This is a genomic window from Vineibacter terrae (assembly GCF_008039615.1).
Lineage (GTDB): Bacteria > Pseudomonadota > Alphaproteobacteria > Reyranellales > Reyranellaceae > Vineibacter > Vineibacter terrae.
Genome location: NZ_VDUZ01000015.1, coordinates 21,890 through 38,796, shown reverse-complemented (window position 1 = coordinate 38,796; position 16,907 = coordinate 21,890). Strand labels below are relative to the sequence as shown.

At 62.8% G+C, this 16,907-nt stretch carries 23 protein-coding genes; 11 read left to right on the top strand and 12 right to left on the bottom strand.

The features are described from left to right. Positions 1–112: 112 nt before the first annotated feature. Positions 113–811: a methyltransferase family protein gene (locus tag FHP25_RS14830; RefSeq protein WP_218578387.1), complete on the top strand. Its 699-nt coding sequence runs from the start codon at positions 113–115 to the stop codon at positions 809–811. A gap of 49 nt (positions 812–860) precedes the next feature. Here the strand turns inward: FHP25_RS14830 and FHP25_RS14825 are convergent, their stop codons facing one another. The 3 genes from FHP25_RS14825 to FHP25_RS14815 all read right to left on the bottom strand — a co-directional run bounded on the left by FHP25_RS14825 (position 861) and on the right by FHP25_RS14815 (position 1,737). Further along, entirely contained in the window at positions 861–1,208 is a 348-nt protein-coding gene (locus FHP25_RS14825) for a cupin domain-containing protein (RefSeq protein WP_147847719.1), read from the bottom strand. A 72-nt stretch (positions 1,209–1,280) separates the two neighbouring features. Further along, the gene (locus FHP25_RS14820; protein ID WP_231712326.1) at positions 1,281–1,538 is read right to left on the bottom strand and encodes a cupin domain-containing protein; all 258 of its coding nucleotides are present in this window, start codon (positions 1,536–1,538) and stop codon (positions 1,281–1,283) included. A gap of 19 nt (positions 1,539–1,557) precedes the next feature. Further along, on the bottom strand, positions 1,558–1,737 hold the full coding sequence (locus FHP25_RS14815; RefSeq protein WP_147847717.1) for a hypothetical protein: 180 nt from the start codon (positions 1,735–1,737) through the stop codon (positions 1,558–1,560). Between the two features lie 335 nt (positions 1,738–2,072). Between FHP25_RS14815 and FHP25_RS14810 the strand changes: the two genes are divergently transcribed. From FHP25_RS14810 to FHP25_RS14800, 3 genes are all read left to right on the top strand, one after another. Next, positions 2,073–2,840, top strand: coding sequence for a DUF1062 domain-containing protein (locus tag FHP25_RS14810; RefSeq protein ID WP_218578386.1), 768 nt, complete (start codon positions 2,073–2,075; stop codon positions 2,838–2,840). A 573-nt stretch (positions 2,841–3,413) separates the two neighbouring features. Further along, the gene (locus FHP25_RS14805) at positions 3,414–4,259 is read left to right on the top strand and encodes a type IV toxin-antitoxin system AbiEi family antitoxin domain-containing protein (protein ID WP_147847716.1); all 846 of its coding nucleotides are present in this window, start codon (positions 3,414–3,416) and stop codon (positions 4,257–4,259) included. Then, positions 4,259–5,164: a nucleotidyl transferase AbiEii/AbiGii toxin family protein gene (locus FHP25_RS14800; protein ID WP_147847715.1), complete on the top strand. Its 906-nt coding sequence runs from the start codon at positions 4,259–4,261 to the stop codon at positions 5,162–5,164. Before FHP25_RS14805 ends, FHP25_RS14800 begins: the two co-directional genes overlap by 1 nt. Positions 5,165–5,212: 48 nt before the next feature. Here the strand turns inward: FHP25_RS14800 and FHP25_RS14795 are convergent, their stop codons facing one another. From FHP25_RS14795 to FHP25_RS14785, 3 genes are all read right to left on the bottom strand, one after another. After that, positions 5,213–6,829, bottom strand: a complete 1,617-nt coding sequence (locus FHP25_RS14795; protein WP_147847714.1) for a relaxase/mobilization nuclease domain-containing protein — start codon at positions 6,827–6,829, stop codon at positions 5,213–5,215. Beyond that, positions 6,826–7,179, bottom strand: coding sequence for a plasmid mobilization protein (locus FHP25_RS14790; RefSeq protein ID WP_147847713.1), 354 nt, complete (start codon positions 7,177–7,179; stop codon positions 6,826–6,828). The genes FHP25_RS14795 and FHP25_RS14790 overlap by 4 nt, the downstream gene beginning before the upstream one ends. Positions 7,180–7,663: 484 nt before the next feature. Beyond that, on the bottom strand, positions 7,664–8,497 hold the full coding sequence (locus FHP25_RS14785) for a hypothetical protein (RefSeq protein ID WP_147847712.1): 834 nt from the start codon (positions 8,495–8,497) through the stop codon (positions 7,664–7,666). A gap of 106 nt (positions 8,498–8,603) precedes the next feature. Here FHP25_RS14785 and FHP25_RS14780 point away from each other — a divergent pair, with 106 nt between their 5' ends. From FHP25_RS14780 to FHP25_RS14760, 5 genes are all read left to right on the top strand, one after another. Further along, a complete protein-coding gene (locus FHP25_RS14780; RefSeq protein ID WP_147847711.1) occupies positions 8,604–10,208 on the top strand; it encodes a type IV secretory system conjugative DNA transfer family protein in 1,605 nt (534 codons plus the stop codon). 1 nt (position 10,209) lies between these two features. Continuing rightward, positions 10,210–10,773 (top strand): hypothetical protein, encoded by a 564-nt coding sequence (locus tag FHP25_RS14775; RefSeq protein WP_147847710.1) that lies wholly within the window; start codon positions 10,210–10,212, stop codon positions 10,771–10,773. Between the two features lie 89 nt (positions 10,774–10,862). After that, positions 10,863–11,552, top strand: coding sequence for a hypothetical protein (locus FHP25_RS14770; protein ID WP_147847709.1), 690 nt, complete (start codon positions 10,863–10,865; stop codon positions 11,550–11,552). Next, positions 11,549–11,869 carry a hypothetical protein gene (locus FHP25_RS14765; protein ID WP_147847708.1) on the top strand — a complete coding sequence of 107 codons (321 nt, stop codon included), beginning with the start codon at positions 11,549–11,551 and terminating at the stop codon, positions 11,867–11,869. Before FHP25_RS14770 ends, FHP25_RS14765 begins: the two co-directional genes overlap by 4 nt. Positions 11,870–11,880: 11 nt before the next feature. Then, positions 11,881–12,111, top strand: a complete 231-nt coding sequence (locus FHP25_RS14760; protein WP_147847707.1) for a hypothetical protein — start codon at positions 11,881–11,883, stop codon at positions 12,109–12,111. 19 nt (positions 12,112–12,130) lie between these two features. On the opposite strand, the gene FHP25_RS14755 is transcribed toward FHP25_RS14760, so the two are convergent. From FHP25_RS14755 to FHP25_RS41400, 4 genes are all read right to left on the bottom strand, one after another. After that, positions 12,131–12,373, bottom strand: coding sequence for a hypothetical protein (locus FHP25_RS14755; protein ID WP_147847706.1), 243 nt, complete (start codon positions 12,371–12,373; stop codon positions 12,131–12,133). Positions 12,374–12,810: 437 nt separating this feature from the next. Next, positions 12,811–13,443 (bottom strand): hypothetical protein, encoded by a 633-nt coding sequence (locus FHP25_RS14750; RefSeq protein ID WP_147847705.1) that lies wholly within the window; start codon positions 13,441–13,443, stop codon positions 12,811–12,813. Further along, positions 13,440–13,844, bottom strand: a complete 405-nt coding sequence (locus tag FHP25_RS14745) for a DUF2958 domain-containing protein (protein WP_147847704.1) — start codon at positions 13,842–13,844, stop codon at positions 13,440–13,442. The genes FHP25_RS14750 and FHP25_RS14745 overlap by 4 nt, the downstream gene beginning before the upstream one ends. Positions 13,845–14,088: 244 nt before the next feature. Then, the gene (locus tag FHP25_RS41400; protein WP_218578385.1) at positions 14,089–14,244 is read right to left on the bottom strand and encodes a hypothetical protein; all 156 of its coding nucleotides are present in this window, start codon (positions 14,242–14,244) and stop codon (positions 14,089–14,091) included. A gap of 422 nt (positions 14,245–14,666) precedes the next feature. Here FHP25_RS41400 and FHP25_RS14735 point away from each other — a divergent pair, with 422 nt between their 5' ends. Together FHP25_RS14735 and FHP25_RS14730 are read left to right on the top strand one after the other, a co-directional pair. Further along, the gene (locus FHP25_RS14735) at positions 14,667–14,846 is read left to right on the top strand and encodes a hypothetical protein (protein ID WP_178133541.1); all 180 of its coding nucleotides are present in this window, start codon (positions 14,667–14,669) and stop codon (positions 14,844–14,846) included. 127 nt (positions 14,847–14,973) lie between these two features. Next, the gene (locus FHP25_RS14730) at positions 14,974–15,633 is read left to right on the top strand and encodes a vWA domain-containing protein (protein WP_147847702.1); all 660 of its coding nucleotides are present in this window, start codon (positions 14,974–14,976) and stop codon (positions 15,631–15,633) included. 56 nt (positions 15,634–15,689) lie between these two features. Here FHP25_RS14730 and FHP25_RS14725 read toward each other — a convergent pair whose 3' ends face one another. After that, positions 15,690–15,911 carry a hypothetical protein gene (locus FHP25_RS14725; protein ID WP_147847701.1) on the bottom strand — a complete coding sequence of 74 codons (222 nt, stop codon included), beginning with the start codon at positions 15,909–15,911 and terminating at the stop codon, positions 15,690–15,692. After that, complete coding sequence (locus FHP25_RS14720; protein WP_147847700.1) at positions 15,908–16,807, bottom strand: ArdC family protein; 900 nt, start codon at positions 16,805–16,807, stop codon at positions 15,908–15,910. The genes FHP25_RS14725 and FHP25_RS14720 overlap by 4 nt, the downstream gene beginning before the upstream one ends. Between the last annotated feature and the right edge of the window lie 100 nt (positions 16,808–16,907).

Sequence of the window (16,907 nt, the reverse complement as noted above, 5' to 3'; positions counted from 1 at the left end):
AGCCTCAATCGAGGTCGCGGCGGCCGGTGAGCGTCAGCCCGGCACGCAGCTGTGTCAATGCGCGCAGGAAGGCGCAGCGCCCGCGCCACGGCAATGGGAAGGAATTGGACGGATGAGCGTCATCGAACCCAAGCCCATGTCCCGCGTGGCCGCGATCTGCTACGCGGTCGGTCTGCCGCTGGCGCTGGTCGAGCTCGTCTTCCTGCCGGTCGGCCACTTCGACTGGCCACCCGGCTGGCTCTTCATCGGGTTCCTTGTCGTCGCATACGGCGCGTCAGCCTTGATCCTGGCGTGGGTGAACCCGGTCATCTACCGGGCGCGCAGCCGCTTCCAGCCAGGCACCAAGCGCTGGGACCTGATCCTGCTCTGGCTGATGCTGCCGGCGATGATCGCCGAAATCCCGTTCGCCGCCCTCGACGCCGGCAGGATGTCGTGGTCGATGGTCCCGGCCTTCATCGTGGTCCTGGGCTATGTCCTGCTCGGCGCCGGCATCGCGCTCGGCACGTGGGCCCAGGCGGTCAACCGCTTCTTCGAGCCGGGCGTGCGCCTCCAGCGCGAGCGCGGCCAGCATGTCATCAGCACCGGCCCCTACGCGATCGTCCGCCACCCCGGCTACGTCAGCGCGCTCATGGTGTTTGCCGGCCTGGCGCTCGCGCTGGCGTCGTGGTGGGCGCTCATCCCGGCGGCCTGGGCGAGCGCGATCCTGATCCTGCGGACGCAGCGGGAGGACGCGCTGCTTCGCGCCGAGCTCGACGGCTACGCCGACTACGCGCAGCGCACCCGGTTTCGGCTTGTGCCCGGCCTCTGGTGAACGCCGCTCGCCCGCCGCCACCGACCGACGCGCTGCTGTCCGACGATCGCTAGAAGCTCGTCTTGCCGCGGATCGAGATCGCGATGTGCGAGAATGCCGAATTGGGCGTGGCACCATGCCAGTGCTTCTCGCCGGCCGGAATGACGACGAAATCCCCGGGCCCGATCCGGATCTCTTCCGTCTCGGTGGCGATGATCCCCTCTCCTGCCGTGACATAGAGGACTTGGTCGAAATCGTGCACGTGGAAGACATTGACCGAACCTTGATCGAAGTTGATCAGGTTGGTCCGCAGCGCGCTGTCGTCCGAATCGAGGACCGGCTGGACGGTGACCCGTCCTTTGAAGAGGCCGCCGCTGCGCTCCTTGGCCTCGATGTCGCTGGTCTTCAGGATTTTCATGGCTGGCTCCTTCAGGCCGTCAGGTGAGAGACGTTTTTCACGACATGCAGCGCTGCAGCCCTTCTGCCGCCCTCAGAGCGGATTGGACCCGAGCACCTCCCAGCCGGATTCCTCCAGCCGCTTCTTGAGATCGCCTTCGGGCGGCCGCTCGAGCATCTCCTCGACGAAGCGGCCGGCGCCGGCCGGGGTATAGAGGAACACGACTCGGCCCGGCTGGTCGCCGCTGTTCTTCCAGGCGTGCGGCACGTTGCGCGGCAGGAAGGCGCAGGTGCCCGGTCCGCCGGTCGTCACCTTCTCGCCGATCTCGAACGTGAACTCTCCTTCGAGCACCCAGGCGATCTCGTCGCTGTCATGATGCAGATGCAGCCAGCTGCCTGCTCTTGGAGCCGGCGGGCACGGTCTGCTCGAACAAGGTCACGCTCTGGCCGGTCTCGCGACCGAACAGCTTCATGGACATGACCTGGCCTGACGCTTCCTCGAGACGCCTGCCGCCGCCTGGTGGCACAACGACACCCTTGCTCATGGTCATGGGGACCTCCGCGTTGCGGACGGCAGGAGGGTAGGTCCGCTACCGTGGCCACCACAACCACGAACTCGATCTTCGTCTTCGGGTCGTTGAGCTTGAACCACCGTGCGGGCGTGGCCGAATGGAGTGGCCGTCCAGAGCGACAAGATCTCCCGCGAGGCCAAGGCTTCCTAATTTCAGCGCCTCGGGCTAATAGCCACTTCCATACTGAACGGTGAGTTCTGCTTTGCCTACGTAACCGCCGGTCTCGTCAGTTCCACCAGATAGGTGCGGCAACGCCAACGCGTCGCCGTGCTTTTTAGCGCGAAGTCTCTTCATGGTGGCGGCTCGAGACCGGTTTGGCATGGCTGAACCGCGCCGGCTTTGCCCGGCCGCCATCACGTCCCTATTCGCCTTACGATCCCTGCCATACCGCGCTTGATCGGGCCGTTGCCTGGTGGGCTTCCCAACGGGAAGTGCGAACCGGCATGTCCGAGATCTTACGGGTCAAGTGGACCATTGCTCCCCAGACACCACCTCAGCCTCTGCTGCACTGCAACCGGTGCCGCGGCACAAGAAGCTTCAGAACCAGCGACAAGATCAGGATCAACGCCAATGGCAAACGGATCGATGCATGGCTGATTTATAAGTGTACGTCGTGTGACAACACCTGGAACCGGCCTATCCCGGAGCGCCGGCATGTCCAGTCAATTGATCCGCTCTTCCTGAGCGCGCTGCGCGTGAACGATCTCACGCTGGCACGTCGCTTGGCTTTCGATGCCGAGGACCTCAGGCGCTGTGCATGGCAGCTGGAGGAGTTCAACGACGTTGTGGTTCTGAAGGAGGTGCTGTCGGAAAGAAGCGCGCCGACGTGCCAGCTGGAAATTCTTTGCGCTGTTCCGCATCCGATCACCCTGCGCGGGGATCGGCTTCTTGCGGTTGAATTGCGGTTGCCTCGAAGCCGCATCCAGAGCCTGGAAAGAAGCGGAGAGCTGACCATCTTCCCGCGCGGATCGCATGCGCTGCGCAGATCGGTGCGTGATGGAATGCGCCTGACGCTCAACGTTCCCGCCCACGACGCAAGCCTCATTGTCGAGGCGGCCAAAAGCAACGCTCGCGCGCGGTGATCGCGAGCGGTGGGTCATCAGCAACTAGGTCATCCTCACCGCCGCGTCGCATGCGCAGCCGCCGATTTCTTCAGCGGCCTGCGGCCGAAGCAGATGGAGAAGGCGGCAGGAGCGTTCCTGACACATCGCCATCGGTGGCCGGGCTCGCAGCTGGCAGGGATCGTTGCCCTCCGCCGGCAACAGCCCGAACCTGGCAGAGTCCTACCGTTCTACCGCCGCTGGGCGACCGACCTGTGCGCGCCGCGTGAGAAGGTGTGCCCTTTAGCAGGGGAGTTAGCGGGTACAAACGCGAACAGCCCCAGCGTTTGTGTGCTGGGGCTGTGGTTGTGATGTGGTTGCGGGGGCACGCAACCACCTTAACCTGCTCTTCCGTGCGCGAGGATCGCAGCTGCCGGCTGGTAAGGAGGAGCTGCCCGGCTGGGATTGATTGGGGGTTTTTGACATAGATTAGTCCTTATGGCAGTTTCGCCCTTGGAGGGCTGTTTTTGCATATTAATTAATCCAATATCTTGACAATAACTGGATTCTAGATTAATTTGTATATCAGATGTGCCCTCAAGGGGCTATTTTGATATGGAAACCAATCTACGAACACTAGGACCTAACGAAACCAAGGTTGTCCTGTCCTTCCGGGAACAGGGCCGCGAGGTCGTGCGCGCCGCCGAAATCATTGACCTGCTCGGCTCCGAGCAGACTGGGCGCAAGGTCATCCGCAACCTCATCCGCAAAGGCTGGCTCTCCCGGCTCGTCGGCGGCCGCTACATGCTGCTGCCGCCGGAGCATGGTCCCGAGAATATCGGCGAGAACAATATGCTTGCGCTCGCCTCCGCTGTGATCGAGCCCTCCTATGTCGGATGGTGGTCCGCCGCCGCCTTTCATGGGTTCACAACGCAGAAGCCGATGGCCGTAACTGTCGCCGTCCTGCGGCAGGCCAGGGCGCGGCTCATCGAAGGTAGCGAAGTCCGCTTCGTGACGATTGCGGAGCAAAAATTCTTTGGGTTCAAGAGCTATAACGTCTACGGGCGCAACGTGATGATCTCAACGCCCGAAAAGACGGTGATCGATTGCATCGACCGGCCTGAACTCGCAGGCGGCCCCGCTGAACTTGCGCGGATCATCTACAGCGCCATGAGCGAGATTGACGCGGTCGCCCTTGCCGATGCCGGGCTGACCATGAAGTCAACTTCGCTGCTCCAGCGGCTCGGCTTTCTGACGGACATCGTCGGCAAGCCCCTTCCAGAGGAGACCCGCCAGCGCATCCGGCAGGCCATCCCGAAATCCACCCGCTCGACCCTTGGCCGCCCAAAGCGCAAGGAAGGCGATCTCGGCTATGTCGCCGCATGGGGCCTGTTCGTAAATGCACGGAGCGAAGACTTGCTGGCCGAAGTGCCGCGCCTGCGCTCCGGGAAGGAAGCCTGATGCTGACGACAGGCCAGCTACGTCAGGTCGCGGGGCGCTCCGGAGCAAGAGACATCGGCAACGTCGAAATCGATGTGATCCTGACCCATCTGCTCCAACTCTTTTCGGAAAGAGGAGTCACTGAACATCTGGCTTTCAAGGGCGGAACGATGTTGCGCAAGATGATTTTCGGTCCACGCGGCCGGCTATCAACCGACCTTGATTTCACCTGCCGCACGCAAATCAGCACCGACGATCTGATGCTGATGATGCTGGATGCGCTCCAGGCCCCCTACCACGGCCTTTCGTTCCGGTTCGACAAGGATAAGGACTGGTATCTGATCGAGGAAGGCTGCGCCGCGAACCCGGTTTGCGCTCATGCCGAGAATGAGAGGGGCGTGAAGATCAAGCTCCAGGTCAGCACCCGCGAGTTCCCGGTCCTCCCGGTTCTCGCCCTGCCGCAGATCGAGCAGGACTATTTCAAACTCTTGGGCTTTGCACCGGCGGCGGTTCCCTGCCTTGCCTTCGAGGAGGTTGTTGCAGAGAAAATCCGGGCCGCCAGTCAGCGCTCGAAAATCCGCGACCTTCATGACCTGTCGGAACTCGCGGCGCGTCCGCTCAATCGCGATCTCATCCGCTCTCTTGCTGTCCTGAAGCTCTGGAACAGCGGCGGGCCGGGCCTTGACTACGAACGTTTCCGCACCCGGATCATGGAGGATGGCGACTACGACGTTGCTGACCTGACCAATCTGCTGCGCAAGGACCAGCGGCCGGACCTGGACGCAACAATCCGCCGTGTTGTCGATGGATTTCGCTTCCTGTCTGATCTCACGCCGCCCGAACAAGCACTCGTCTCAGACAACGCGCAACGGCGGCGCAAAGAAGCGGACGCTCTCATCACCTCCCTTGTGCAAACTGCACAGTAGCCGTTCTGAGCTCTCCGCGCGGGCTCGGTACGGGTCGGGAAGTAGACCCTAATCCGAATCCCTTCGATACCCATAACCCTTGCCGCGTCGCCGCCTCATCTTCGGATCATCATCATCACCATCATCGTCGGGATCGTCGTGGGGGTCAGGCGTGTGGCTGTCGCCATCACCCGAATTTGGCGGGGTCGCATCGATCCCAGCCGCATCATTGAATGTCTGGCGCAGTTCCCCTTCCTCGAACACTCTCTGCTGCCACAGGCCCTGATCGCGCGCAGCGTCGTAGAAATCCTGCATCGCCTTGTGCTCAGCCTGCGCAAGAGTCTCTTTGCTGATATGAGCGGACTGCTCGGCCGTGAGGCGTATCTTTCCTTCAAGCCGCTGCTCAAGCCGCAGCGCTTTCGCGCGTGACTGCTGTTCGCGCTTTTCGACGAGCGCGAGCTTGCCTTTGCGGCGCTCGATGGACTGCCGCTCCCGCGCATGACGACGCGAAAGCGCCTCATCCTCCAGGCGGTGCCTTTCCTTGGGATCGAGGTGGGTGAGGTTCTGGAGAGGGCCGAGGACGGACCGCAGGCCTGGCACCCGTCCGATCAGGTCGGCAACCGTGCTGCGAATGCGGAACAGGAATCCCTTGCTTTCGGCTAGCTGCGCCACGTGCAGCAATAGCCGTTCCTCCTGCTGCCGGGTCAGCAATTCCTGTTCGGCGATCTGCACTTTCAGACGGCGGGCGGCTTGTCTGATCGCAGATTCCTGCTCTTTGCGCTGCCGCTTATCCTTAAGCGCCCGCAGCTCGGCCTGGGCCTTCGCCATGGCCTCGGAGGTTTCTTCATGTTTGCGCTGCGCATCCAGCCGCGCCTGCGCGATCTGTAGGGCCAGTTCCTTCGCCTGCTCCACGCTTGGCAGGTGTACGGCTGAAAGCCCCGCCAGTTTCGCCTTCTTGTCCTTCGGCTTGTGGCCTTTGATGTGCCGGGACAGGCTATGAACATTTCCGAATTCATCGACGACCACGAAGTCGCGGCGGTCGCTCTTCGCGACGATGTAGCCCTGCTGCTCCAAAGCCGCCCGAAAGGCCTCTGCCGTGTCCGACTGATTGTAGGCTTCCGTAATCTGCGCGGCCCTCATTTCGGGCGTGATGCCGGTCTCTTCAGCCTGCGCATTTTCGGCGCGGGTTGCCTCAAGATAGTCCTTCTCGAATCTCTGCTTCGCCTCCCATTTCTTGAGGCCGTCCGGCAGCTCAAAGCCGTATTTGCGGGCAAGCTTGCAGGCCATGTCCATGAGGCGGCTGTGATCGTGGGACATATGGATTGCGCGCATCGTCTCGACGTTGATGCGAGACCACACGACATGGCAATGTTCGCGCCCGTCCTTGACATGAAAGACCACGGCGCGCGGCTGTCCGGTCAGTCCCAGGCCCTTCTCGATTTCACGGATCGTGTCGGCATATTGCTCGCGGCTCATTTTCGAGGGTGGACTGATGGACAGGCTATAGAGATATTCCCTCGCTTTCGTGCCGAGCGACACCGCCTCGAACTCGGCAAACGCGCCGTGAAGATCCTCTGCGACCGCGCCATGGACTTCGCCGATTTCGATGAACTCATTGTCGTAGGTGTTCATCAGGTGGGTGGCTAGGTCCGTGCCTTCCCCGCGCTGGCTGCCCTTCAGGATCACGGCTCTCTCCCGAGCGCGGTGAAGGCGCGATAGCACATATCGGCGATGTCACGGCAGGCGGCATCATGCGCGCGGTCGCAAGCCTCGGGCGAACCCTTCGCCGCCACCTCTTTGAGTGCGGCCTTGAGCTGGCCCATTTCACCGATCAGGCGCGCGACTTCCTGCACATTCACCTGCGGCTGGCGGCTGGCGCGAGGCGGTGCAATTCCGAACATGGCATAGCGCATCAGCGAGGGAACCGAGACGCCGGCGGCTTTCGCCCACGTTCGGAACAGGGCGGCTTCCTCTTTGGTGCAGCGCGTCTTCAGGACTTCACCGCGCTGCCTCGTCTCACTGCCGCTGCCGGGCATGGCGTTTCACTTTTCGCGCGCCTCCTTCATGCGCGTTCCCGGCCGCGCGTGCCGGGTCGATGGGGTGCCAAGGGGAGAGCGGAAGTCTCCCTTTGGTCGTGGTCCGGGCGCGCGAAAGCCCCGGTCGTGGTGGAGCGGCGAAACGCTCCGCGATGGTCCAGGAGAGCGCAGTCTCCTGGTCTGGTTTCCAAAGGGCACGAAGGCTCTTTGGTCGTGATGCACCGGCGACACGGTGCTATCGGCTGACGAGGGTTCGATGCCCGAGACGGCCGACAGACGGGGATGGAACGGGGGCGGCGATTGAGCCCCCTTCCCAAGATGGCGCGGGGACCCCGCGCACATCTTGTATCGTCTCTTCACGATGTATTTCTCTATTGTCCGGCTTCAACCATTAACGTGCGGTTAATGCTTCGCCTTACCGGCATGGCGGAAGGAATATCAATCAGTATCAGGCTCTAATGTCGTTGGTCAAACATTGGTCATCTCATGCGCTCGTGCTCGGGACTTGGCTCTTCGCGTTCGTTCTTCTTCCCAGGACGATCTCAAAGGACGGATTCCAGGCGCTCTCTTTGTTTTTTCTCAGGTCCAGCATGTCTTGCGCCTCAAAGACAAGCCCGCGCAGCACGGCCGGGTCTTCCGAGATCATGTGCAGGAGATAAAGGCGCGTCTCTCCGAATCCGCGCGTCATCATGAAGAACTCGCGCCTTGCGCACGGGAGTATGAAGCCGTTGCTTCCGAACATGGCCTTCGCCGGACTCGTTGCTCCCGCCTCTTCGTCCATGCGCTCATCGATCGTTTCGCTCACGCGAAGAAAGCCGGGCTCGCCTGATCGCTCAAGGTTGAAGTTAAGGCAGGCAGGGTCAAATCCGCTTCCATGCGACGGCCTTGGCATGAACCGCGCAAATCTTTGCAATCGGCCTGTCTGCTTGCTTTCGTCCGCGCCATCAGCGCCGTCCTGATAAGGCCTCCTGAAGGCCTGGTATTTGCCCGCAAGGCGGCCTACCGCCCCTTTCGGCCCAAAGCTCACGGACAGGGGCAGGAATGTCCGGAAGGCCTTGGCAAGATCATCCTCGGGAGGCGGCGGTGCCGCTTTGCGCAGGAACAGCCGGTAACGATGCACGGTGATGTCATCGGTGCGGTGCGTGCCCGCGATAAAGCGCTGAAGGGCCTTGAGGCGAACGGGCAGGCGTAACACCTCTTCCATGTGCTGCTGGAGCCTTGTGTCGCCGATGCCGCCCTTGAGCTGCTTGTAGCGCTGCAAGGCGCTTCTGATGCGCGCGCGCTCCTCGATGCTGAATGTGTCGAGTGCTTCCGCCATGACCAGCCCGTGACCTGCCCCCGCTCTCGAAAACTTCCGCGCACGCGACGATCTCAACGCTACTCAAGGCGCGCGCCGCGCCGGATTGTAGCAAAGGAAAGCCCCCGTGGTTGGAAGCATCCTCGCGTACGCGGCAGCCGGCGTTGCCGGACTTGCGCTTCTGGCATGGCGCTTCCGGTCTACGCCCAGGACCTACGGCTCCGCCGGGTGGCTCTCCGTCTTTGATGCCTTCCGCTACGGCCTCTTCAGGAAAAGAGGGCTCATGGTCGGCGACTGGACGGGCCTGTTGCCCGTCCACTACGACGGCACCCACGCGATCACCTACGGGGCTGCGGGCTCGGGCAAGGGCACGACCGTCATCATTCCCAATCTGCTGCACTACCGCTTCATCTTCCTCAATGATCCCGGCGGTGAGAACGCCGCCGTCGCGATCAGGCAATGGCGCAAGCGCGGCTTTGCCGTCTACGCCATCAATCCGTTCGGGATGCACAGGGGCAAGCCCTGGGAACTGCCCTCGCACGCCTTCAATCCCTTCGACTTCCTCGATCCCGCGAGCGAGACGTTTGCGGCGGACGCCAAACTCTGCGCGGAAATCCTCACCCCGCGATCGGGCCGCGAAAACGGCTCCGCGAAGTATTTCATCGACCGCGCGCAGACCTGGAAGCACGCGAGCATCGTCCATATCAAGACGACAGAACCGCGTGACCGGCAGAACCCCGGCACGATGTACGACCATGTGCATCTCGATGTCGCCGGCTGGAAGAAGCTGCTGGCGGCGATGAAGGCGAACCCTGCGTGCGGCGGGTTCGTGCGCAGCGTTGCCATCGACATGGAGCGGATGGAAAAGCAGGCTTCGGAGGAATTCAGCGCGGTTCTGAGCACCGTCCAGCAGAACCTCGAATGGATCGCGGAACCCAAGGCGCGCGCGGCGGTCAGCCGGAGCGATGTGGATTTTTCAGCGCTCAAGGGCCTTCGCAAGCAAAAGGGCGCGGTGATCGCCGTCATCCTGCCGCTCCAATACAAGGAAACGCACAAGGCGATCCCGCGCCTTGCGATGCAGTCCGCCGTCTGGGAAATGGAGCGCGGCACCCTGGCGCGCGAGAAGGTCCTCTTTGAAATCGACGAAGCCGCCTCGCTGGGGCGCATCGAGTCGCTGCCGCAGTGGCTCGCCGAACTGCGCAAGTACCGCGTCCAGTGGAGCCTTCAGTTCCAGAACGTCGCGCAGCCCAAATACCTCTACGAAAAGGAATGGCAGACGTTTCAGGGCAACGCGGGCCTCAAGCGCTTTATCGGCGTGCGTGACCCCGAGACGGCGAAGGAAGTCGAGGTCTATTGCGGGCGCTGCACCATCACGGTCAGAAGCCGGAGCTCCGGCGGCGGATTCACGCTCTCGGAGACCGGGCGCGAGCTCGTCATGCTCGATGAGGTCCTGCGCTGGGCCGACACCGAGATGATCGCCTTTATCGACAATCTCTATCCGCTTCGCCTGAACAAGACGCCCTACTGGAACCGCCCTGAATTCGCGGGCCGCTACCACCGCAATCCCTACTACGGCAAGGAACGGGGGGCCGAGTTCGGCACCGGCGCAAGGGTGCTGTGGGGCCGGCTTGTCTACCTCGCGGCCTGGTGGCTCACCCCGCACCCCATGGCGGCGCTGCTGATCCTCTGGTTCGTCATCCTCTTTGCGGTGGCGCATGTGCGAGGCAGCTAGCATGGAGCCGGTCTACGCCTTCGTCGGCTTCATCATCCTGCTGGCCCTCTCGGACCTGCTCGCGATGGTCTTCTATGGCTTTCTTTGCCTTGTCGGCTACCTGCTGCGCTTTTTTGCGATCTGCCTGTGGCAGGTCGTCCTCATGGCCGGGCAGGGCCTCCTTGCCCTTGGCCGGGGCGCAGCGCTTTGCGTTTCCTTTCTGATTGTCCTGATCGATGAATGGCGGCGCGGCGCTCCGCAAGAAGAGCCGCCTCCCAATCAGCAACAGTGGGACGACTCCTTCTTCTCGCAGTTCAAGCTGAACGATCCGCCGCCCGAAGAGCCCGCGCCAGAGGAAGAGCCGCCGCGACAGGAGCAAGAAAAAGAACCGCTGCCACCGCCTGATCCTTACCTTGAAGCGCTTAGCCTTCTCGGCCTCCCGGGGGACTTCACACGGGCCGATTTCAACCGCGCTTACAAGGGCGCGATCCGTAAGGCTCATCCCGATACGGGCGGATCAAAGGAAAAAGCGCAAGCCGTCAACACCGCGCGGGATTGCGTGGCGCGCCGTCGCGGCTGGCGTTGACCAGCCCGTGACCAGGATCAAGCCCTCCTCATCCCGGCGCGTCTCACCAGATTGTCGATACAACGGAAACCATTGCGAAGGATCAACCGATGCTTCCCGCCAAGATCAATCCGAAGCCGCCGACAAAGAGCGCGTTCTCCCGCGCTCTTGAGCGTTTTCGCAAGGCGCGCGCCCCGAAGGACATCGGCCCCGAGCTCGAAAGGCTCACGGGGTTCAAGTTCGGGCAGCAGGCAGAACCGGAGGCGTTCCATCTCTTTGTCCGCTGCGCCGTGCACGGACACTACTCCCGAACGCACCTGCATCGCGATCAATCCGGAACGTATGTCCCGAGCTCCGATCCGGTGAAGGCGGAAATTGGCGCTGCGAACGGAAAGGACGGGCCGGCAATGCCGACTACGGCGCACATTCCGTCCGCGAAGGTTGCTCAACTCCTCCTGAGCCCCTGCCCCTGGTGCAGGGGCTATCGCAAATATCTTCATGTGCGCTGCGGCACATGCCGCGAACTGGTGTGCACGGGCCGCTCCTACGTGGACAAAGACGGCGCTTTCATCTTCGTCTGCCATGAGGGGTGCGGTGCCCGCGCTCGCGTCAGCGGAACGCTGTCTTCTTATGAGGTCGAGCGCATGGAATCCACGCTCGCTCCGCCGCAGGCAACGCAGCAGGAAAAGCGCTCCACCCCGCCGCAAAATCAGCCGGCGCTCCCCCGTGGGAAAAGTCCCGCTATCACGCATGAGAAACGGCCGCTGCTCGGCGGCCCGAAACAAGGGAAGCGGTCATGACAAAGCATCGCTATCTGCGCCGGAATGGACATGTCCTCGTCGCTCTGCTCGTTGACGAAGACGACTTTGAGTTCGCAACGCGGTTTGCCGAACGCGAAGGGTACTTCGGTCCGGTAGATTTCATCCAGAGCGTGCTCACCCCGGCGCTGTGGGAATGGCGGGCACACGATGAGCGCTTGCTCGCGGAAGGGGCGTCTTCGCCGTTGGAAACGCGCCACGACGATGATGACGACCTGCGGATTGTCGAAGACGAAGGCGGACATGTGCGCCTTGCCGGTGGCGACAACCCCGATCCCGATGACGATATCCCCTTCTGACGGAGCCGGTCATGTCCGATGCGAAAGAATTCCCGCTGCTGGACTCGCTGACCCATCTTCCCGATGAGCGGCTCCGCGCCGTGATCGAGCGGGCGAGGAAGCTTCTTGCGGATCGCGAAAGCGGGCGGCAGGAGCGCGCGCTCGCGGAAGTCCGGCGGATCATCAAGGAAAACGGTCTGATGCTCACGGCCAGGCGAAAGCCCGGCAAGCCCGGCCGTCCGCCAAAATCCCAAGCCGCATGAAGCAAAGAAAGAAGGGCGCTTACGCGCCCTTCTCCTCGATGGCCTGCACCTCTTCGGTGGGTTCCCGCAGAACGAGGCGTCCGCCGTTCACCGGCACCAGGTCGAGATGAACACTCAGGCCCTTGCCGTCCTCGTGCTTCCAGGCTGCCCCGATGCGCGTCCAGAAGGACTTCTCGCCGCGCTGGCTCACATGGTAGGCGATGAGCGCCGGGGGCTGGGTTTCGCGTTTGGATTCCTTGCGGCTGTCGTTACGTGTCGTCATGGTCTTCTCCTTTTCGGTTAAGGTTTACTCGAACGCCCCACCGATAGATCGTGCGGACAAGACGGCGATGCACCGCAAGGGGAATGGGCAACACGGGACCCCGGACACTTGATCCGGGGGAATGGAGCGGGCAGCCCATTGCATCGGCGGCGCGCACGGTCAGGTGATGGCGTGAAAGTCGAGTAAAACCGGCCGAAAAGCGGGAGAAGCTACGACACGGCCTGTCGTACAACGCCGCAAAAACCAAACAACCGCTCGGCCCCGCAAGCCGCCGCTCCATGACATGCACAGGCGCGGCTTTGACATTTCTGGATTGCCATCGGGCAGCTTTGGTCAGGACGACAAGGGTGATGTCCATGGACCCCGCCCGGTGTGAACGGACGCCCTCGGCAATTCTGCGCAACCCGCCTCTGCTTGCAGGCCGAAGAAGGGCGCGGTTAAGCGCCCTCCTCCCGTTTGCGAAGCGGCTTGATCGCGAGCAGCCTGCCCTTGAGTTCGCCCGCGACATGGGCGGCGATCACCTTGCTCACGAATTCATCCGGAAGAAGTCCCGGCACCGGATCGGCGTGGATGCCGAGAAAGCTGCGATAGCCGGTTTCGCTCAAGTAAGGGCGATCCATGTCAACCGCGTGGGCGGCGAACCCCGGCCAAAACGAAACGCGGCTGCCGATACAGAACATGCCCTTGAGTTCGATACGGACACGCATGGCACCGACGGTAACGATGAACTCGCCCTCCTGGCCCCAGAGGGGAACCGTGCCGATCTCGGCGGAAGTTTCGCGGGCAAGGACGCAGCCCGGCGCGTCATCGTCCGCGAGGATGCCGGTCTCACCGCCGTTCAGACGGCGCGCGAGCAGAGCGGCCTCCACGCGAAGCCGCATGGCCTCGTCCACGTCGGCCGCCAGCATCGCCGCGTGGTGCTGACGGATCAGCAGGCGATAGTAGGGGATGCCCTCCAGCATCGAAGACGGCAGGTGCGCGGTTGCGCGCTCCTGCTCGCGGGCGTGGTTACTGGCCTCGGCTGACGCAAGCAGCGCCTCAAAGCCAAGCTGGACGGATGGGTGCGTCATGACGCACCTCCCCGCGCGGCGGCTTGCGTCAATGCAGCGTCGTCTTCGGTGATCGCAGCCGCGTTCCAGGCGGCTCGCGCGTAAACCGAGATCGCATGGCTCGCCGAGAAGGAAAGATCGCGCTCGACCGGCAAGCCGAGTCTGCCGCGCACCGACTCAAGTTCGGATATGCGGACTGCGCCCAGTTCCGGACAGCCCATGCCGAGATCACAAAGGCCGAAGGCAATGTCGGGATCTTCAGGATCGAGTTCGGTCAGAAGCCAGGTACACTGCGCATCAGGTGTGAACAGCTTCACCACGGGGATGAAGTCGTCCTCCGCGCGCCCCGATTCCTGCCGCGCCTGACGGAGGCGGCCGTTGCGCAAAAGCTGCGCGTGGATGGATTTGGTCAAGAGTTTCATCTTCGTCTCCTTTCGCTTGAAGGTTTCTCAAGACGCGGAAACGAAGGGCCGGGGGCATCAGCCGGACGGTCACTGCCCCTTCTGTTGGGGCAGGAAACGGGCAACACGGTCTCTTGGCGCGGGCAGCCCGTTGACCGGACGGCGCGCCCGGCTAGGTCTGCGTCAACCTTGAGAACCGGCAAGCGAGGACGAAGAAGAACGCGGCCGCGGCCATTGCGCGCGTCGCGTGCGACGCTACCACCGCTCAGTCAAGAAGCGGCGGGACGCGCTCTTTCAGCAGGGCGACAAGTTCATCCTGCATGAAGGCAAACTCATCCGGGATGCCGAGAACGATCACGGGCCTTGAGCCAAGCGCCTTGCGAAAGCGCTTGCGGATCGCCTCACGGTGGCGCTGCTCCATGACGAAGAGTCGGTCGGCCCAGGCGACCAGATCGGCGGTGAGCGGGCGGCCTGCCGCTGCATCAAGGCCAGCCGAGCGCGCTTCAAGACCGGGATGCGCCGCGAATACCGCCTCGGCGGCCTCGCTGCCGCAGCTTGTTCGCGGTGCAGACGAACAGGACTTTCATCGGCGCGCCTCCCCGCGTGGCACGGATTGAACGCGATACGGGATCGCAAGGTCCTCCATAAAGCAAGCAGAACGCCTTCAGCCATACGGACTTTCAGGCCACGAGACTGGCAGGAAGTTCGCTATCCGGGCGCAAGCGTGAAGCTCCTCCTCTTCGTTGCGGTCCCTGCGGGATGCGCCCCGCACCCTCCCTGCTTCCCTTCGTGGCGGCAAGAAAGGTCCGGATTGGCCGGGCCTTCAAAGCAATGGAGGAAACCATGCAATCACTTCGTATCACATTCACCCTTGCCGCCAGCGGCGAGACCGACGCCGCTCCCGGCGTCAGCGTCTTCTGGCTGCTGCTCATCGCCATCGCGATCATCGACGATGACGACCGCCGCGAGGCGGAGCGGCGCAGGAAGCGCAAGCATCCGCCCGCCGGGCCTCGTCCCTTCTGACGCGGCGCGCTCCGGTTCCCCAAGGGAGCCGGAGCGCCTCTTTTCCGCATGACCAGGATGTGACCTGCCTTCGCCATTCCGGATGTTCCGTCGCCTTCACATATTTCGCCTGAGAACGGAGACGGACATGAGGCGAACGGCAAACGCACGGCCCATAACGCAGGAAGCCTTTCTGCGCGAGCGAGAGCGCTTCATGCGCATGTTTGACGATCCGGCCGCGCCACTGACGGTCTACATGGGAATCATCATTGACGCGGCGACGGGCAGTGAAAGCATGGTCACGAGGATGAAGACCATGCCGAGCCGGATCGCGCGCGCCGCGAAGGGCCTTGGTCCCATCACTATGCGCGCGGTCTATTTCACCGGCCTTCAGGCGATTACCATTTTTCCCAGCGGCGATCCTGGCCAGATCGAATTCAATCTGGCGAGGATGGAAGGCGGGGGCGCTAGCACTCTACCTTCGTTGACTGGATTTACCGAGGCGCTTGCGGGCTTTGAAATCGATATTCCCTGCTTCCGCCCCGCCGCCATCATCCTCGTCGGCGGGAGGTTCTTGCAGGACCCCCTCGCCGCCGAAGCTATTGCGTTGAGGCTCAAGGACCTTGGCACAAGGCTCTACTGCTTTCAGGAAGGCAACGATGAAATGACGGAAGCAGTGTTCCGTCATCTCGCCGGGATCACCGGCGGTCACTACGCGAGAATCGATGAGAAGGTTCCGCTTGAATCCCTGTGCGAAGACGCGGCCATACTCACGATGGGCGGCGTCGCCCGGTTCATGAATGATTAGAAGGACCAGAGAGTTCCGCGCCCGCCCCAGGCGGGCGCGAAATTTTCTTGCCCTCTTCATCCCCCGCGCTCGCGCAGCAACGCGAGCAAGGTCGGTTCGCGATAGCGCCCGGCGGCGCTGCGCTCCGGTTGCGGGCGGCAATCTACCTTGAGGGCGAACAGCGCGGGCTGCCGGGACTGCGCTGCCTCCCATGCTTCAAGCTGCACGCGGCGCGCCTCCAGGAGGGCGCGCCACGAATAGGCGCGCCCCTCGATGATGATCGTGTCGGGCCGCTTCATGCGGCCTCCTTCGCCTGCGCGGGCGCTTGCCGCGCTTCGAGAAAGTCGGCGGCGCGCTGCGCGTGGGAAGCGGCAGTGAAGATCGCGCGCCTGTCGTCTTTCAGCACCTTGAGCCATGAGGCGATGTAGGCGGCGTGATCCTCGCGGGGCTCCGGCGTCAGGTCGAGGTGAGAGCAGACAAAGGCCGCGCCGAGTTCGGCAACAAGTTCCTCCATGGCGTAGCCTTCATCGCCAAAGCGCTTGCGCCCGAAATCGCGCTCAAGGCGTGAGCCGTGCCGAGTCCAGTGAGTGCATTCATGCGCAAGCGTTGCGTAGTAGCTTTCAGCATCGTGGAAGGACTCGAACGGCGGCATCTGCACATAGTCGTGCGCCATGGTGTAGTAGGCCTGATTGCCACCGTGGCGGATGTCGGCGCGCAGCGCGGCAAAGAACGCATCGGCCTTCTCAATGCGCTGGATGGGATCAAGGCGCGGCTCGGGCTTGCCGTAGTAGCGCTCGGGCAGTCCGTCGATCTGCTCCACGTTGAACACGGTGTAACCCTTGAGGAACGGAATCTCGCGTTCCACGTCCTGCCCGGTCTGCTCGTTGGTTTCTGTGCGGCGGATGCGGTCGGCATAGACGACAAGCGATCCATGCTCGCCCTTGCGGACACATGCGCCGAGTTCAAGCGCTTGCTTGAAGGTCATCCAGATGGGTGCGCTGTAACCCTTCGCGACGCACTCGCCCCACAGCATCAGGACGTTGATTCCCTGATACGGGATGCCATTGCAGCGCAGCGGCCTTGTGATGCGGCCTGCCGCGTGCTGCGCGTTCCACGGCCTCAGCCAGGGACGGACTCCCTGCTCCAGACTTGCAACGATTCTGCTGGTGATACGCTGGTAAAGATCGGGTTTCATGGACTTTCTCCTAGTTTGCGGTTGCGCTGCTGCTGCAACCGAACTAGGCCCGCGCCGATGAGCGGGGGCTGGCCGTCACAGGCCGGAGGCGGGGTGAGGG

Excerpts from the sequence above, each read along its gene's own strand:
- FHP25_RS14830 (WP_218578387.1), top strand. The coding sequence starts at position 113 with ATGAGCGTCATCGAACCCAAGCCCATGTCCCGCGTGGCCGCGATCTGC.
- FHP25_RS14825 (WP_147847719.1), bottom strand. The coding sequence starts at position 1,208 with ATGAAAATCCTGAAGACCAGCGACATCGAGGCCAAGGAGCGCAGCGGC.
- FHP25_RS14815 (WP_147847717.1), bottom strand. The coding sequence starts at position 1,737 with ATGACCATGAGCAAGGGTGTCGTTGTGCCACCAGGCGGCGGCAGGCGT.
- FHP25_RS14805 (WP_147847716.1), top strand. The coding sequence starts at position 3,414 with ATGGAAACCAATCTACGAACACTAGGACCTAACGAAACCAAGGTTGTC.
- FHP25_RS14800 (WP_147847715.1), top strand. The coding sequence starts at position 4,259 with ATGCTGACGACAGGCCAGCTACGTCAGGTCGCGGGGCGCTCCGGAGCA.
- FHP25_RS14790 (WP_147847713.1), bottom strand. The coding sequence starts at position 7,179 with ATGCCCGGCAGCGGCAGTGAGACGAGGCAGCGCGGTGAAGTCCTGAAG.
- FHP25_RS14785 (WP_147847712.1), bottom strand. The coding sequence starts at position 8,497 with ATGGCGGAAGCACTCGACACATTCAGCATCGAGGAGCGCGCGCGCATC.
- FHP25_RS14775 (WP_147847710.1), top strand. The coding sequence starts at position 10,210 with ATGGAGCCGGTCTACGCCTTCGTCGGCTTCATCATCCTGCTGGCCCTC.
- FHP25_RS14770 (WP_147847709.1), top strand. The coding sequence starts at position 10,863 with ATGCTTCCCGCCAAGATCAATCCGAAGCCGCCGACAAAGAGCGCGTTC.
- FHP25_RS14765 (WP_147847708.1), top strand. The coding sequence starts at position 11,549 with ATGACAAAGCATCGCTATCTGCGCCGGAATGGACATGTCCTCGTCGCT.
- FHP25_RS14760 (WP_147847707.1), top strand. The coding sequence starts at position 11,881 with ATGTCCGATGCGAAAGAATTCCCGCTGCTGGACTCGCTGACCCATCTT.
- FHP25_RS14755 (WP_147847706.1), bottom strand. The coding sequence starts at position 12,373 with ATGACGACACGTAACGACAGCCGCAAGGAATCCAAACGCGAAACCCAG.
- FHP25_RS14750 (WP_147847705.1), bottom strand. The coding sequence starts at position 13,443 with ATGACGCACCCATCCGTCCAGCTTGGCTTTGAGGCGCTGCTTGCGTCA.
- FHP25_RS14745 (WP_147847704.1), bottom strand. The coding sequence starts at position 13,844 with ATGAAACTCTTGACCAAATCCATCCACGCGCAGCTTTTGCGCAACGGC.
- FHP25_RS41400 (WP_218578385.1), bottom strand. The coding sequence starts at position 14,244 with ATGGAGCAGCGCCACCGTGAGGCGATCCGCAAGCGCTTTCGCAAGGCG.
- FHP25_RS14735 (WP_178133541.1), top strand. The coding sequence starts at position 14,667 with ATGCAATCACTTCGTATCACATTCACCCTTGCCGCCAGCGGCGAGACC.
- FHP25_RS14730 (WP_147847702.1), top strand. The coding sequence starts at position 14,974 with ATGAGGCGAACGGCAAACGCACGGCCCATAACGCAGGAAGCCTTTCTG.
- FHP25_RS14725 (WP_147847701.1), bottom strand. The coding sequence starts at position 15,911 with ATGAAGCGGCCCGACACGATCATCATCGAGGGGCGCGCCTATTCGTGG.
- FHP25_RS14720 (WP_147847700.1), bottom strand. The coding sequence starts at position 16,807 with ATGAAACCCGATCTTTACCAGCGTATCACCAGCAGAATCGTTGCAAGT.